Annotated in this window: 14 protein-coding genes and 2 pseudogenes; 1 reads left to right on the top strand and 15 read right to left on the bottom strand. The window is 51.8% G+C overall.

Annotated elements, in window-relative coordinates:
• Positions 1–5: 5 nt before the first annotated feature.
• Genes DWZ60_RS03015 through DWZ60_RS19115 form a run of 4 tightly spaced genes read right to left on the bottom strand, consistent with a single transcriptional unit; the run spans position 6 to position 2,321 of the window.
• A complete protein-coding gene (locus tag DWZ60_RS03015; RefSeq protein WP_330421020.1) occupies positions 6–641 on the bottom strand; it encodes a stage II sporulation protein P in 636 nt (211 codons plus the stop codon).
• The gene (locus tag DWZ60_RS17790) at positions 635–1,411 is read right to left on the bottom strand and encodes a hypothetical protein (protein WP_243036495.1); all 777 of its coding nucleotides are present in this window, start codon (positions 1,409–1,411) and stop codon (positions 635–637) included. Before DWZ60_RS17790 ends, DWZ60_RS03015 begins: the two co-directional genes overlap by 7 nt.
• 23 nt (positions 1,412–1,434) lie before the next feature.
• The gene (gpr, locus tag DWZ60_RS19110; protein ID WP_330422076.1) at positions 1,435–1,962 is read right to left on the bottom strand and encodes a GPR endopeptidase; all 528 of its coding nucleotides are present in this window, start codon (positions 1,960–1,962) and stop codon (positions 1,435–1,437) included.
• Complete coding sequence (locus tag DWZ60_RS19115) at positions 1,899–2,321, bottom strand: GPR endopeptidase (protein WP_330422066.1); 423 nt, start codon at positions 2,319–2,321, stop codon at positions 1,899–1,901. The genes gpr and DWZ60_RS19115 overlap by 64 nt, the downstream gene beginning before the upstream one ends.
• Positions 2,322–2,502: 181 nt before the next feature.
• On the opposite strand from DWZ60_RS19115, the gene rpsT reads away from it, so the two are divergent.
• Positions 2,503–2,766 carry a 30S ribosomal protein S20 gene (rpsT, locus tag DWZ60_RS03025; RefSeq protein ID WP_022462214.1) on the top strand — a complete coding sequence of 88 codons (264 nt, stop codon included), beginning with the start codon at positions 2,503–2,505 and terminating at the stop codon, positions 2,764–2,766.
• 327 nt (positions 2,767–3,093) lie between these two features.
• On the opposite strand, the gene holA is transcribed toward rpsT, so the two are convergent.
• The 11 genes and pseudogenes from holA to argC all read right to left on the bottom strand — a co-directional run bounded on the left by holA (position 3,094) and on the right by argC (position 15,463).
• Entirely contained in the window at positions 3,094–4,077 is a 984-nt protein-coding gene (gene holA, locus DWZ60_RS03030) for a DNA polymerase III subunit delta (RefSeq protein ID WP_055227342.1), read from the bottom strand.
• A 71-nt stretch (positions 4,078–4,148) separates the two neighbouring features.
• Positions 4,149–6,422 carry a DNA internalization-related competence protein ComEC/Rec2 gene (locus DWZ60_RS03035; RefSeq protein ID WP_119221223.1) on the bottom strand — a complete coding sequence of 758 codons (2,274 nt, stop codon included), beginning with the start codon at positions 6,420–6,422 and terminating at the stop codon, positions 4,149–4,151.
• A complete protein-coding gene (locus DWZ60_RS03040; RefSeq protein ID WP_055227346.1) occupies positions 6,419–7,342 on the bottom strand; it encodes a GerMN domain-containing protein in 924 nt (307 codons plus the stop codon). Before DWZ60_RS03040 ends, DWZ60_RS03035 begins: the two co-directional genes overlap by 4 nt.
• Positions 7,343–7,354: 12 nt before the next feature.
• The gene (locus DWZ60_RS03045; RefSeq protein ID WP_022462210.1) at positions 7,355–8,833 is read right to left on the bottom strand and encodes a sensor histidine kinase; all 1,479 of its coding nucleotides are present in this window, start codon (positions 8,831–8,833) and stop codon (positions 7,355–7,357) included.
• Positions 8,778–9,466: pseudogene (locus DWZ60_RS20590) on the bottom strand (response regulator transcription factor). Before DWZ60_RS20590 ends, DWZ60_RS03045 begins: the two are co-directional and overlap by 56 nt.
• Positions 9,467–9,483: 17 nt before the next feature.
• A complete protein-coding gene (locus tag DWZ60_RS03055) occupies positions 9,484–10,023 on the bottom strand; it encodes a helix-hairpin-helix domain-containing protein (protein ID WP_119221224.1) in 540 nt (179 codons plus the stop codon).
• Positions 10,024–10,300: 277 nt separating this feature from the next.
• Positions 10,301–10,732, bottom strand: coding sequence for a DMT family transporter (locus tag DWZ60_RS03060; protein ID WP_055218605.1), 432 nt, complete (start codon positions 10,730–10,732; stop codon positions 10,301–10,303).
• Between the two features lie 293 nt (positions 10,733–11,025).
• Positions 11,026–12,216 (bottom strand): aspartate aminotransferase family protein, encoded by a 1,191-nt coding sequence (locus DWZ60_RS03070; RefSeq protein WP_022462205.1) that lies wholly within the window; start codon positions 12,214–12,216, stop codon positions 11,026–11,028.
• Positions 12,203–13,099 (bottom strand): acetylglutamate kinase, encoded by an 897-nt coding sequence (gene argB, locus DWZ60_RS03075; RefSeq protein ID WP_022462204.1) that lies wholly within the window; start codon positions 13,097–13,099, stop codon positions 12,203–12,205. The genes DWZ60_RS03070 and argB overlap by 14 nt, the downstream gene beginning before the upstream one ends.
• A 48-nt stretch (positions 13,100–13,147) precedes the next feature.
• Positions 13,148–14,371: a bifunctional glutamate N-acetyltransferase/amino-acid acetyltransferase ArgJ gene (argJ, locus tag DWZ60_RS20595; RefSeq protein WP_022462203.1), complete on the bottom strand. Its 1,224-nt coding sequence runs from the start codon at positions 14,369–14,371 to the stop codon at positions 13,148–13,150.
• Positions 14,372–14,423: 52 nt separating this feature from the next.
• Positions 14,424–15,463: pseudogene (argC, locus tag DWZ60_RS20600) on the bottom strand (N-acetyl-gamma-glutamyl-phosphate reductase).
• Positions 15,464–15,607: the final 144 nt, after the last annotated feature.

Below are 15,607 nucleotides of genomic sequence, written 5' to 3' on the forward strand. Positions count from 1 at the left end.
TAAATTTATCCGCCTGATGCCGGACTTTTGCCCGACAGAACCTTATGCAGGATATCCGCAAACGGCCCCATTGCATTTTTCACCTCCTCGACCGTATTCGTCTGCGCACCAACCTCGAGAAGAACAGATCTCGGGCGGAGATGGAGGTTGTAGCGGTAGCCTTTTAAATAGATACAGCGCGAAAAGCCGGGATAATACTGTTTTGCCTCATACTCCATCTGAAAGGAAAATGCAAGGTTTTCCGCCTGATACGGATTGGGCAGGCTTGTCAGTTCGCCGCTTTCTTTCGTGCGGGAAAGGCCGTTGAAAAACATGATCTGCGCGGTCGGCTTTCCGTTGATTTCTGTCACAAGACGTTTTGAACCATTGACCCCGTCCCGGTGCAGGTCGATCACGACCTGAATGGACGGGTGTTCTTCCAGCGCCGCTGCGATGACCGGCTCCGCGTAGTTGTAGGCGCGGCTCCGCTCGAGACAGCCTTCTTTCATGTCAAATGCCTCTGTAATATGAAGCACTTCGTATCCGTACTGCTTTTCCAGAAGCTCCTGCAGATCATCACCGAGGCCGATTACCGTGTCCGCTCTTTCTCCCGGACGGGAATCGGCGAAGGTTTCCTGCGAATGGGTATGATAGATCAGAATCTGCGGGCCTCGGCATTTTCCGGCAGGGTCAGGTCTTTTCCGAGCAGGGTGCTGCCGTCGATCTCGCCCGGCAGGACCGAAGTGTTGGGATCGACAACGAAGAAGCGGTTCAGGAGCGCCTGCGGGTCAGCAAGAAGGTCAGGGGAAATTGTCTCCTGAATCGTGTCGGCCTCCGGGTAGAGAATCTCACGCGGTGCGCCGCCGGTTTCGATGGTCTCCTCCGGGACAGACTGCGGCGCTTCGGGTTCTGCCGTTGATGCCGACTCTCCGGCTGCCGGTTCTGTGATTCCTGTTTCCGTCTGCTCCGGCTCCGTGATTTCCATTCCATCTTTTTGAGTTTCATCTTTTTGAGTTCCATCCTTTTGATCTTCCTCAGTTCCCTGCTCCTTCGATTCTGTCTGCCCTCTTTCTGCTCCCGGTCCCGGATTCGAATCCTGCTTCGCCGTATCCGTTTCCGCTGCTTCTGTCCCGGCAGACAGCGTATTTTCTGCCGTGCTTCCCTCCCGAAGCGCCGGTATCTGATCCCGCACTGCCGCGAGGAGATTTTCCATCCATCCCCTTCCGTCCTCTTTTCCGTCATAAAAAAGAAGCGGCATCATCACATCCACGGATAACTGCTCCGCCTGTGCTGCCGCCCGCTGCAGCAGAACTTTCCCCTCTGAGAAATGATTTTTCCGGAGAACCGCTGCACTGCGGAACAGCAGTATACTGCAGGACAGGAAAAGACATCCCCATCCGAACCATCGTCCATTTCGCCTGGCATTCCACATATTATCACCATATTCATGATATGTTACATTTCCCCGGAAAATGCCTGATTCATACCTGCCGCAAGAACCCCGGCCAGGCGGCGGACCATCTCGTCGATCTCTTTTGTCGTCACGTAAAGGCTTTCGAGCGCCGGTGAAATGACTTCTCCCAGAAATTCATCCATCTCGGACTCCTCCAGCGATTCCAGAACGCCTGCGACGGCATCGTGGACGATCGTTCCTGCCCCTACAACGGTCGGCACACCGATTCCGATGACCGGCACGCCGAGCGTCTCCTGATTTAAGGCATTGCGGTGGTTTCCGACGCCCGAGCCCGGCCAGATTCCGGTGTCGGCAAGCTGGATCGTACAGTTCAGCCGGTGAATACTGCATGCGGCAAGGGCATCCACGGCGAGAATCACATCTGGATGGGTCTGTTCTGCCGTTCCGCGCAGGATTTCCACTGCCTCCATGCCCGTCTGTGCCATAACGCCGGGAGCAAGGGCACTCACTTCCCGGCCCTTCTTTCCGTAGGTGCGCACCAGATGGCGCGTAACGTTAAGCTGCTCCACCGTCTCCGGCCCGAGCGCATCCGGCGTGATGCCGCGGTTGCCGAGCCGGCCACAAGAACGGATCCGCACGCTTCCGGCACCATTTCCATCAGACAGTGAGAAAACTCCTCCGCCGCTTTCCGGCTCTCCTCCTCGTCTGCCGTCAAAAGCAGCGGCGCTTCGATCGTCACATACGTCCCTTTCGGCTTTCCCATCATTTTTGCACCCTGCTCCGATGTGATTTTCACAATGGTTGTCTGAATTTCCGCCTTTCTTTTCTTCTTCTCAATCTCGACCCCGGAGATCTCCACATGGTCCCTCTCAAATTTTTCCTGATTCTCCATCGCCAGGTCTGTCCGCATCCTATACTTTCCTATCATACTTTTCTCCTTCTCCTGTATTTTTGTTGTAGTTTTTGCAATTTTTTCAAAAATATGTATTGACAAAACATGCGAAATATTATAGGATAATAAAGCATGTTTCAGTGGAGCGCCCGTGTCTGTTCCATTGAATAACATCCCTTAAATCACATTAATTTTAAAAATATTGGAGGTGTACAGTTTGGCTAACATTAAATCCGCAAAGAAAAGAATCCTGGTAAATCAGACAAAGGCAGACCGCAACAAAGCAATCCGTTCTGCAGTTAAGACTTCTATGAAAAAAGTAGATGCTGCTGTTGCTGCAAACGATAAAGAGGCTGCTGCTGCTGCATTAGTAAATGCGATCTCTACCATCGACAAGGCTGCTTCTAAAGGCGTTTATCATAAAAACAACGCTGCCAGAAAAGTATCCAATCTGAGCAAAGCTGTAAACTCAATCGCATAATAAAGATATAAACCAAAGAGAACTTAGTCATACCGTCATGTGGCTGGGTTCTTTTTTTATGCTTACCAAAAGAGTGCGCCGCGACAGATCTTTTGATAAACACAGAACAAGGCGTATCGGCCAGTTTTCCTGTACCGGTACGCCTTGTTCTTTTTATAGCAATCCCCGAAAATAATGCAAAAAATTCAGCACCGCAGAGCGTGAATTACTGCGTCACAGATTTTCGTCGTACCCCGGTACGCCTTCAAATCTGTTCCTTGCAATTCGCGCTCAGCAGCACTGCCTTTTTTGCATTATTTTCGGGTCTTGCTATAGAAAACTCTGCTCTTACGCCGCCCTGCTGTATTTCGTAATCAGCAGCTCCACGCTCAGCAGATCGGAAATTTTTCCCGTCTTCACGTCCTCTTCCATCTGCACGCAGTCATTGACCGCCGCTTTTAATTCCTCCGCCGCATACTGGCGCGACATGGGAATATAGTTCCGCACAACGAAACTCTGCAGTCCCGTCCGTTTTGCGATCGTCGCCTGATCGCAGTGCTCTGCCAGCAGCTCTTTGACCTGCAGCAGCAGATTAAACTGGCGTGCCAGCAGAAAGAGAATCCGCATCGGCGGCTCCTTTAAAGCCAGCAGATCCTGATACAGATCGAGCGCTTTCCGCTGCTTCTTCTCCGTTACCGCGCGGATCATCTCGAAAATCCGGTTCGTAATCTGCGTTGTGCAGACTGCCTCGATATCCGCCCGCGTGATCACATCTCTTCCCATCGTATAGCTGAGCAGTTTTTCCAGCTCCTGCGAGATATTTCCCATATCCGTGCCCGTCTTTTCCAGAAAATCTTCCATATCCTGGCGCGTAATCTTTTTTCCCTCTTTTTTCATCATGCCGAGTACCCAGGTCATCAGCGTCTTTTCGTCCTGACGAGCAAATTCCACTGCTCTTCCCTGCTTCTGCACCGCCTTGTACATACGGTTCCGCTTATCGACTTCCTCCTCCACGAAGATCAGCACCAGATAATCCGGCAGGGATCCCATGTAGTCTGCCAGCGCGTCGGCTTTGTTTTTGAAAAATCCTGTATTTTCCAGCAGAATCACACGGCGGTCCGCAAAAAACGGCATCGTCTCCGCAAGGTCAATCACTTTGGGAATCTCGGTTCCTTTTCCCTCAAAGCGGGAGAAATTCATCGTGTCGTCCTCCGGCAGCAGTGCGTTTTTCAGCTTGTTTTTATACTGATGCTTCAGATAGGCTTCTTCTCCGTAGAGCAGGTAGGCCTGCTTAAAATTCTGCGTTTTGATATCTTCTAAAATGCTTTTCATTCCATCCTCTTTCTTTCGTTCCGGCAGAAACACGTTTGCGCAGTGCCGCAGCAGCCGGAGCTTTTGACCATTCAGGAGACGGGAAATTCCACATCCGCCCGGTATCCGTGAACCGCCAGGCGGTCACGCTTCAGCTGTACTGTCACGGCTCCATCCACCGGTGTTCCGTAGATATGGCTTTTGCAGGCACGAAGCCGCTCCAGCAGCTCCCGGTGCGGATGGCCGTACCGTCCCGGCCACGCGCAGGAAATCAGGCTGATCTGCGGCTGTATGCGGTTCAGAAATGCCTCGCTCGTTGAATTTTTCGAACCGTGGTGCGCCACCTTTAAAATCTGGCACCGCTCTGCCGCCCCCAGGACCTCTTCTTCTCCGCTTCCCTCCAGATCTCCCGTCAGAAGTGCGCGGCAGGCACCGCAGGAAAGCTGTAATACAACACTTCCGGCGTTTTCCTCTCCCGTATAGTCTTCGCCCGTTCCCGGATGAAGTACCGATACGGTGAGTTCTCCTGCACGGATCTCGTCTCCCTTTTTTAGATATTCTACCATAATTCCCGCTTTTTGTGCGGCCAAAATAAAAGGATTTTCTTTTTCGCTTCCTTTCATCCACACAGGCAGGAACAGATGGCGGATGCGAAGCGCCGTTTTCTGCTCCCCGATCAGCTCCAGCAGTTCGAGGATTCCGTTCGTGTGATCTGCGTCCGGGTGCGTGATAACAACGGCATCAAGAGCGGCAATGCCGCGCTGTTTCAGATATGGGAGAATCCTTTTTTCCCCGACCGCAGACGCACTGCTGCTCCCGCCGTCATTCAGCATCACAAAACGGCCGCTCTCCACCACCAGCGAATCGCCCTGGCCGACGTCCAGCGCTGTAATGGAAAATGTTTCCCGGGGACGGTAAAAAAGCAGAACACAGGCAAAAAACATGGTAATACCAAAGAGCATCCGCTCCCGCCTTCGTGCCTGCGCACCTGTTCGTTTTGCCCCATCCGGATTCATCTCCCGTTTTCGTTTTCGCACATACAGTATCACCAGCAGACCGGTCAGAATGATTCCATATCCTGCCATCTGCCATTTTTCCGGCTGACCGCAGATCCACACATTTCCCGGAATCTGTGCGACCGCCGCTGTCATCTGCCGCAGAAGTGTGAGCAGGAACCGCGCCGGAAGCAGAACAACACTTCCCGCTTTCACGCTTGCCAGTCCCGCCAGAAGCCCCGCAGCACCCGTCAGCAGCACCGCCGTCATGACAGCTCCTGCAAACAGATTCGGCAGAAACGCAAAGAGCGGAATCTCATAAAAATACCACGCCTGCAGCGGGATCATGACAAGCTGCAGGGAAAGGTACACCATCGCAGCCTCTTTTCCTTTCGCCGCAAGCTTTTCCAACCCCGTTTTTTCCCCGCGTCTCTTCCGTTCCGCCTTCTCCCCCGCCAGAACCGGATAAACCCCGGAAATGGCTGTTACTGCTCCAAACGAAAGCCAGAACCCGCTCTGCTCCAGATACGAGGGGTTTTCTGCCAGCATCAGAATTGCCGCAAGAGAGAGCGCACTTAAGGAATCATACGTCCTTCCCACTGCGACAGCTCCCATCCGCACCGCAAACATCATCACTGCACGCACGGTCGCCGTTCCGCTGCCAGTAAACATGCCATACAGCACCATACCGGCGGCCGCTGCCAGAGACGCGGGAGTTTTCGGCAGATGCAGCGCCATCAGCAGCCGTCGGAGTGCCATGCCGAGCAGCATCAGATGCATGCCGGAAACGGAAATCAGGTGCAGCAGACCGCTCTGCTGATACGCCAGATACGTCTCTTCCGTGAGTTCCGACCGTTCCCCGAGCAGCATCGCAGAAAGCACACCTGCCTCCTCCTCCGGCATCATTTCTTTTAAAACGGCACAGCACCGCTCCCGCTCCAGCCGGAGCGCTTCGCCGAGATTCCGCCGCCCGGCATCCACAACTTCCTCCCGCTCCGAAATCACGTAGAACGCACAGCCTTTTCCCTCATAATATGTTTTCTCATCAAACATCCCCGGATTGCGCGGGCTTTCCGGCTTTTTTACAGTTCCGTACACCCGCACAGCGGCTCCGACCGGCAGATCTCCCCGCTTTGCGAGCAGATAAATTTTCCCTTTGCTTCCCTCCCCGCGCAGCACATACCCGTTGTTGCTGCTCTTTTTCTCATACGTTTCAATTGTCCCTGCAATCCACACCTTCCTGCCCTGCTGCGCTTTGTTTTCGTATTTGGGGTCAGAAAAAGGCGTGCCAAGAGGCACGCCCGCAATCCGCAGCAGCACAAGCACCAGCATGAATCCAAGACACGCCAGGCACATGGGCCGTTTTCTCATGTATCTTTTTCCTCCAGATAAGACAGGTCTTCCTCGTAGAACTGATTGAGTTTCATCGTTTCACGGAAGGTTACATCGCTCTCTCCGTTGATGGAAAACTGCACCTTATCCACCTTACAGTTCGCCGTGATGGAATCCACCACCGCGTAAATCGGAATCTGCTCCGCCACACTCGAAAGCGCAGAATCCTTAAAAGATTTGTCAAAATTCACATAGGCAATCCGATCGGATGTCGTGACACTTAAGACATTCATCGTATCCGGCAGCACTGCATAGTGGCCGTCTTCTTTCGGTCCCTTCATCAGCTGCTCCACCACGACACGTTCCAGCGGAATGTTCGTGCTGTACGGCACCCGCCGCGTCTCTTTCACAAGATGATCGCCTGCTTCATTTGCAAAATACAGTGTCAGCGTCGCATACTGATACTGATAAATTTCCCTTCCGGAATTTTCCAGAAAGCTGTCCGCCGTCATCGTTCCGATCTCGCGTCCTTTGGAATCCTTTAACGGATCCCCGTCAATCAGAAGCGTCACGCGCTCCACCTCCGGAACCTGCACAAAGGTACGCACCAGTCCTGCACGCACCAAAACCTCCTGCGGCCGCGCAAGCTCTCCGTATTCTCCGCTTAAGTTCAGCGTAAGGAGCCCGTTCTCCAGCGTATACGTCTTGATGGAAATCCCATTGGAAAGAAGTGCCTGGTTTCCGTCCTTGGCAGGTTTCTCCTGCAGCGCGTCAACCAGCTCCTTGATCAGTTTCTGATCCGTTCCTTCTTTTGGTTCATACGGCTCCTGCACCAGTGTTGTGCCGGTTTTGTCCAGGCAGTACAGGTGATACGCCGACTCCTTCTGGCTCTTCTGCCACTGCCCGCAGCCGCTAAGAAGCAGCACGCCGGCCAGCAGTACGCCAAGTATCCGTTTCATGTGCGCCACCTCCTACATCACGTAATTCAGAGGAATCCGCACGGAAAATGTCGTTCCCTCGTTTTCTTTGCTGTATACACGGATCGCTCCCCGGTGCATGACAATCGCGCTCCGCGCAATCGCAAGGCCAAGGCCGGTTCCGCCGATTTCCCGCGAGTGGGACTTGTCCACGCGGTAGAAACGCTCGAAGATATGCGCAATCGACTCCTCCGGGATGCCGATGCCGGAGTCTGCCACCGTCACGTAGAAATATTTGTGATCCGCATTTAAGGATACACGCACCCATCCATTCTCGTTGTTGTATTTGATGCCGTTTTCGATCAGGTTCGAGAACGCCAGCGAGAGCTTCGTCGCATCCACCTCCGCATTGACCGGGCGGAAGCTGTCGAGAATGAGCTCCACATTTTTCTGTGCGGCAATCGGATGAAGCCGCTTCAGCAGCTGCTCTAACAGCTCGTTGATATTGACCTGGGTGATATTGAGGTCTGCCACCTTTTTATCCATCTTGACCAGCGACAAAAGGTCGGTAATAATCTGGTTTTCGCGGTCGATCTCCGAGGTAATATCCTGCATGAACTCCTGATAAAGTTCCACCGGAACGCCCTCCTGCCCGTTCAGCGAATCCGCCAGAACCTTCATGGACGCAAGCGGCGTCTTTAACTCATGCGAGACGTTCGAAACAAATTCCTGGCGGGAATCGTCGAGCGTGCGGACGCGGGTCAGCATCTTGTTGAATGCGTCCGTGATCAGCTCTGTCTCGAGGTAATCCGGAACAGAAATGCTTTCGTCGAGATAGCCGTCGGTGATGTCCTCGATGGAACGGGTGACCTTCTGGAACGGCTTCATCAGAATGCCCGCGAGCAGATAGCCAAAAACCAGCACGAGAAGCGCAATGATCGAAAGAATCGTCATTCCCTTCGTCTCCAGAATTTTCATATTCGCACGGATCTCATCCGTCGAAATGCTGACGAGCATAACGCCGAGCGTCTCCTTCGTCTCGGTATTCTGAATCCGCACCGTCATTTCCAGATAGCTGTTTTTCCGGTCGTACTGGCTCGTCTCCTTGCCCTGAAAACTCTGGATGACCTCCTGCGAGATAATCGTCTTTCCGCGGTCCATATCGTACGTATCTTTGATGACGCGGAAATCCTGGTCGATAATCAGGATTCTGCCGCCGTAGATATTCGTCAGCATACTGAGCTGTCCGTTGATGACATCAGATCCAGGATCTTCCATGTAATTCTGCTGGATGAGCTGGTTGCAGATAATATCGCACTGATTTTTTACGGTAATGCTGCGCACCGATACCGCACGGTCCTCATAGCTGTTTACGATGCTCTTCTCAAGGATCACACACGGTACAATGCCGATGATCACAAGAATCACCGTGATGCGGAAGCGCAGACTCCGCAGAAACTTCCATTTTTCTTTGTTTTTAAGCCTGGAAATAGTAACCAACTCCCCACTTTGTGTGAACGTACTTCGGTTCACTTGGATTTTTCTCAATCTTTTCGCGCAGACGGCGGATATGTACATCTACGGTGCGCACGTCGCCCGGGTACTCATAGCCCCAGACAATGTTCAGCAGGTTCTCTCTGCTGTACACCTTGTTCGGATTGAAGACGAGAAGCTCGAGCACATCGAACTCCTTCGCAGTCAGATTGATCTCGCGGTCTCCGATGAAGACTCTTCTGCTCTCGCAGTCGATCCGCAGGTCTTTCACCTGTACGACTTTTGCTTTCTCTTCTTTTGGCTCCTGGCGGGCCGCACGGCGCATGATGGCTTGATGCGTGCTTTTACTTCCAGAATGTTGAACGGCTTTGTGATGTAATCATCTGCGCCGTATTCCAGTCCCAGGATTTTGTCCATGTCCTCGCCCTTTGCGGTCAGCATGACGATCGGAACGTTGGAAAATTCACGGATCTGCTGGCAGACGGACAATCCGTCCAGCTTTGGCAGCATCAGATCCAGAAGGATCATATCGTATTCTTTTTCTTTTGCCATGGAGAGTGCTTCCTCGCCGTCGTATGCGCAGTCAACCTCCATGCCGTCCTGCTCCAGGCTGAAGCGGATTCCTTTTACGATCAGTTTTTCATCATCAACTACAAGAACTTTCTTTGCCATTTCTTCTCCTTCTTGTTCTAAACCTCGATAGAACCCCTTATCTTTTCAAACATCTTTCCCTTGATGCCCTCAATGTTCATAATCTCCTCAATCGAACCAAACGGGCCGTTTGCTTCGCGGTAGGCGATGATGGCATCCGCACGGCTCTCTCCGATGCCGGAGAGTGTCATCAGTTCTTCTTTTCCGGCCGTGTTCAGGTTGACTTTGCCGGAACCGGAAGCCTGCTCCGTGCCGCCCGTATTCTGCTGCGGCGTTTCCGTGATTTCCATGTTTTCTGCCTCCTCGCGCGTCCAGACGGTGATCTGCTCTCCGTCTTCGATTTTCCGTGCAAGATTGAGGATTTTTTCTTCAGCATCCGGCAGAAATCCGCCTGCCGCTTCCACAGCCTGCACTACGCGGCTTCCGCCCGGCAGCGTGTAGACACCGGGGGAAGCGACCGCACCGCAGATATAAACCTGCACCGTTTCTTCCGGTGCTGCCTCCTGTGCCTCACGTTTTTCCGGAATGCCTGTGGTTTCTCCGGCGCTTTTTTCGGAAACCGTCTGCTCCTCATCCACTTCCTTCTGATTCCCGAAAACGGTTTCGCCGTGCTCCCGCCTGTGCTATCTGACAGTTTGTATTCTGTATCCCTGTGGTTGCATCCGCAGAGCAAAAAAACCAGCATCGCCGCCAGTATTTTTGCATGTTTTCTGCCTCTGTCCTGCTGTTTTTTCAATTTCATGCTGTGTACTCCCTTCCGCTTCGCATCTGACGCGCAAGGGTCCCTTGTGTACGCATAACTACGTTTCTATTGTATCGAAGAAAGCATAAAAATACAAGTAGAAATCTTAATCGTTATTCCCACTGAAACACTACAATTCCCACAACTGCCACTGCCATGCCGAGCAGCTTGCGCACGGTGAAATCCGTTTTTTCCATACCGAAAAGGCCGAACAGTTCAATCAGCCACGCCGCTGCGAGCTGGGAAATGACGATCAGCATCGCCGCCTTCGCCGGGCCGAGCCCTGCCATACTCCAGATAACCGTGATCGTGATAAACGCGCCAATTGCACCGCCGAGCAGCAGATACCACGGCTTTACGCGGAACAAATCCCCGATCGGCTCCCTCCCGGTGATGCACCATGCCGCAAGACAGACGGCAAACGCACTAATCTGCACCCAGCCGGCCGCCAGCCATGTACTCGTCTGCTTCGTCACCTCTGTGTTGAAAACGCCCTGAATACTCATCAGTGCGCCGGAAAGCAGCGCTGTTAAAATTCCCGCCATTGATTTTTCCTCCTGCTGTTTTTTTTATGTACTCTCGGAGTCTTTCTGCGCTTGATTTTACGAGAAGATTTTTTGTCAGTTGTGCCCAAATTTCTGAGGCGTACGCGGTGCGTACGTTGATGAAATTTGGGTGCAGCTGGCGGAAAATCGGCCATAAAAGCAAGTGCAGAAAGGCTCCGAGAGTACATTTTATACTATTCCTTTTTTCCCCGTTTTTATACAGAACTCAGGGACAGCAGGAAAACAGCCGCCCGGTCTCCTGCCTAGGAAACCAGACGGCTGTCTATTTCACATTACTGTAATGCTTTCTCCAGTTTTTCAATCATCTCATCGATGTCATCTTTCGTAATCACAAGCGGCGGTACCATACGAAGAACGTCGCTTCCGGCGGAAATCACAAGAAGTCCGTTCTCAATCGCGCGGTTGATGACTTCTCCGACCGGACGGCCCGTTACGACAAGGCCCTGCATAAAGCCTTTTCCACGGCGTGCTGCGAGGCAGTCATATTTTTCCACCAGTTCGTCCAGCTTTTTCTCCAGATACGGAGCCGTCTCTGCTACATGCTCTACGACATGCTGTTTCTCATAGCATTCAAATACAGCATTGACAGCCGCGCAGGCCAGCGGGTTTCCGCCGTATGTCGTTCCGTGGTCTCCCGGAACGAGCGAATGCTCTGCCGTCTTTTTATTCAGCACGAAGGCGCCGACCGGAACGCCGCAGCCAAGTGCTTTTGCACACGTCATGACATCCGGCTGTACGCCGTAATCCTGCCATGCGAACAGCTTTCCTGTTCTTCCCATGCCGCACTGGATCTCATCGAGGATCAGCAGAATGTCGTGCTCGTCACACAGATCGCGCACGCCCTGTAAAAATTCTTTCGTTGCCGGATAGATACCGCCCTCGCCCTGTACAGTCTCCATGATGATCGCACATGTCTTGTCGGTAATCTGTGCCTTTACGCTCTCCAGATCATTAAAATCCGCAAATTTAATGCCGCCGATCAGCGGTTTGAACGGATCCTGATAATGCGTATTTCCTGTTACAGAAAGCGCTCCAAGGCTTCTTCCATGGAAGGAATGGTTCATCGCGATGATCTCGTGATCGTTGCTGCCGTCTTTTAAGTAAGCGTATTTTCTCGCTACTTTGATGGCTCCCTCGATCGACTCCGTACCGCTGTTCGTAAAGAATACTTTATCCATGCCGGATGCCTTCGCCAGCTTTTCTGCCGCGGAGCCCATCGGAACATTGTAGAACAGGTTGGAAACATGGATGACTTTGTCCACCTGGTCTTTCACTGCTTTTTTATAATCGTCATTGCTGTAGCCGAGCGCATATACCGCGATACCTGCCGCAAAGTCCAGATATGCTTTTCCGTCGGTGTCATACAGATGAACGCCCTCGCCGTGGTCGATCACAAGCGGGAACCGGTTATAGGTGTGGAGCACGTACTGCTCGGTCTGTTCCATATACTCATTCGTCTTCATGATTGAATTTCTCCTTGTTTTCCCCTAAAATAGCCGTACCAATTCCTTTGTTCGTAAAGATCTCAAGCAGCAGGCAGTGCGGGATTCTTCCGTCCATGATGTGGACTCTCGATACGCCGTTCTCGATCGCATCGATGCAGCCCTGCAGTTTTGGAATCATGCCGCCGCCGACATTTCCATTTGTGATGAGATCTCTTGCTTCCTGTACGTGGAGCTCGGAAATCAGGCTCTCCGGATCCTTCGGATCTTTGTAGACACCCTCGATATCGGTCAGGAATGCCAGTTTTTCCGCATTTAACGCCTCTGCGATCGCGCAGGCTGCGTCGTCTGCATTGATGTTATAGGTGTTGAAATCATCGTCCATGCCGACCGGGCAGACAACCGGAAGGAAGTCGTTCTCCAGAAGATCGTACAGCACCTTCGGGTTTACGTTCTTGATATTTCCAACGAAGCCGATATCCTCGCCCTTGGACAGCTTCTTCTCTACATTTAAGAGTCCGCCGTCTTTTCCGCTGATGCCGACAGCATTAACTCCGAGTGACTGAATCATGGTGACAAGCTCTTTGTTGACCTTATTCAGCACCATCTCTGCCACTTCCATCGTATCGGCATCCGTTACACGAAGGCCGTTGACGAATTTCGGTTCCATGCCGACTTTTCCGACCCAGCGGCTGATTTCCTTTCCGCCGCCGTGTACGATGATCGGTTTGAAGCCGACCAGTTTCAGAAGAACCACGTCCTGGATGACGTTTCTCTTTAACTCTTCATCCACCATTGCGCTTCCGCCGTATTTGATGACAATGATTTTGCGATTGAACCGCTGAATATAAGGAAGTGCCTCGATCAGCACATTTGCTTTGTCCAGATACATCTGATTTACCATGATTTTTTCTCCTCTTATGCTCTTTTCCCGTGCCTGTTCCGGATCCGGTCAGGAACGATAATCTGCGTTGATTTTTACGTAATCGTAGGTCAGGTCGCAGCCCCATGCCGTTGCTGTCGCCTCTCCCATGTGGATGTCGGCGGTCGCAGTTACTTTCGGCTCGGAGAGGATCTTCGTTGCCTCCTCCTCGCTGTAGTCAACGGCAACACCTTTCGTGATAATCTGCAGTTTTCCGGCTGCGCTCTCAAAGTAGAGATCTACATTTTCCGGATCGAATTTTGCTCCGGAGTAACCCATCGCGCAGAGGATTCTTCCCCAGTTGGCGTCATGGCCGAAGATTGCCGCTTTCGTCAGACTCGATGTGATGACGGATTTTGCCAGTGTCACGGCCTGCTCTTTGCTCTCGGCTCCCTGAATCGTCACTTCGAACAGTGCGGTTGCGCCCTCGCCGTCGCCTGCGATGTGCATCGCCTGTGTTTTATTGACTTCAAAGAGTGCTTCTTTGAAAATCTTGTAATCCTCGTTTTCTTCCGTAATTTCCGGGTTTCCGGCAAGACCGTTTGCCAGAAGGAGAACGGTATCGTTTGTGGAAGTATCCCCGTCTACGGAAACCATGTTGTAGGTGTCCGGTACGACTTCGCTTAACGCTTTCTGCAGCATCTCTTTTGAAATATTGGCATCGGTTGCCACGAAGCTCAGCATGGTGCACATATTCGGATGGATCATGCCGGAGCCCTTGCACATGCTGCCGATCGTTACGGTTTTTCCGCCGATTTCGATCTGAACAGCAACTTCCTTCGGCTCGGTGTCGGTTGTCATGATCGCCTGTGCTGCTGTAGCTGCGGCTTCTCTTGTAGCTGCAAGCTGCGGTTTCAGCATTTCCACGCCGGCTGCGATCTTATCGATCGGGATCTGTTTTCCGATAACACCGGTCGATGCAACGAGAACGGAGTCCTCTGGAATGGAAAGTGCAGCTGATGCTGCCTCTGCGGTTTTTCTGCAGTAGCCATAGCCCTCCTCGCCGGTGCATGCATTGGCGATTCCGCTGTTGCAGACGATTGCCTGTGCGGTTGGATGGTTGTATACAATCTCCTGGTCCCATTTGACCGGAGCTGCTTTTACGATGTTTGTAGTAAAGGTTCCTGCTGCTACGCACGGTACCTCGCTGTAGACAAGTGCCATATCCTTTACGCCCTGTTTTTTAATTCCTGCTGCGCCGCCTGCTGCCTGAAAACCTTTTGCAGCAGTGATGCCTCCTTCAATCTTTTTCATTCTTTTATCCTCACTTTTCGTAAATTCCGTCTGTTGTCTGCTTCTGTCTTTTTTACGGGAACATCGGCGGCATGCACAGGCCTCGTTTTCCGGCAGGCCGAACATCAGGTTCATATTCTGTACCGCCTGTCCTGCTGCGCCTTTGACCAGGTTGTCCATCGCACCCATCATGATGATTCGTTTCGTTCTCGGATCGATCTTGAAGTTGACATCCACATAGTTGCTTCCCTCGACCCATTTCGTCTGCGGGCAGACATCCTTATCGAGAACACGTACAAACTGCTCGTTGGCATAATACTTATCATAAACGGCTTTAACCTCTTCGTAAGTCACATCTTTTTTCAGGGATGCATATGCCGTTACGAGAATGCCGCGGTTCATCGGAACAAGATGCGGGGTGAAGTTCAGGGTGATCGGGTAGCCGGCTGCATAGGAAAGCTGCTCCTCGATCTCCGGTGTGTGGCGGTGGCCGGCAACGCCGTATGCCTTGATATTTTCATTAACCTCGCAGTAGAGGTTGTCCACTTTCGCTCCTCTTCCTGCTCCGGAAGTTCCTGATTTTGCATCAATAATGATGGTGTTTCCATCAATCAGATCTTCCTTTAATAAAGGATAAATCGAAAGAGTTGAGCAGGTCGGATAGCATCCCGGGTTTGCCACGATGCGCGCTTGTTTTACTTTCTCACGGTTGATCTCGCACAGTCCGTAAACCGCCTCGTCGATATACTGCGGGGATTTATGCTCGATCTTGTACCACTCTTCATACGTTTTTACATCTTTAATACGGAAATCGGCGCTCAGGTCGATGACCTTTACTTTCGAAAGAATTTCATCATTTACCAGGGAAGCACAGAGTCCCTGCGGAGTTGCTGTAAAAATGACGTCTACTTCCTTTGCAAGCTGCTCCATGTTGTCGTCCTTGCAGACATCGTCTACTAACTGAAACATATTCTGGTAAACCGACGCATATTTCTTATCGATATAGCTTCTGGAACCATACCATTTAATCTCCACATCTTTGTGTCCCAGGAGAATACGCACCAGCTCGCCTCCTGCATATCCTGTAGAACCGATAATTCCTGCTCTGATCATACCTTTTTCTCCTTTTTTCTTTCGCCCGTTTTCTTGTCTTGCCGGACATTTTTTCTTTTCTCTTTATGATAGCTCAATTATTTTCTTTTTTCAATGAAAAATCTTTGTTTTCTGCTGTCATATACCGTCGATTGCATAAGTATA

Origin of the sequence: Blautia sp. AF34-10 (assembly GCF_003477865.1) — a bacterium.
Classification (GTDB): domain Bacteria; phylum Bacillota; class Clostridia; order Lachnospirales; family Lachnospiraceae; genus Fusicatenibacter; species Fusicatenibacter saccharivorans.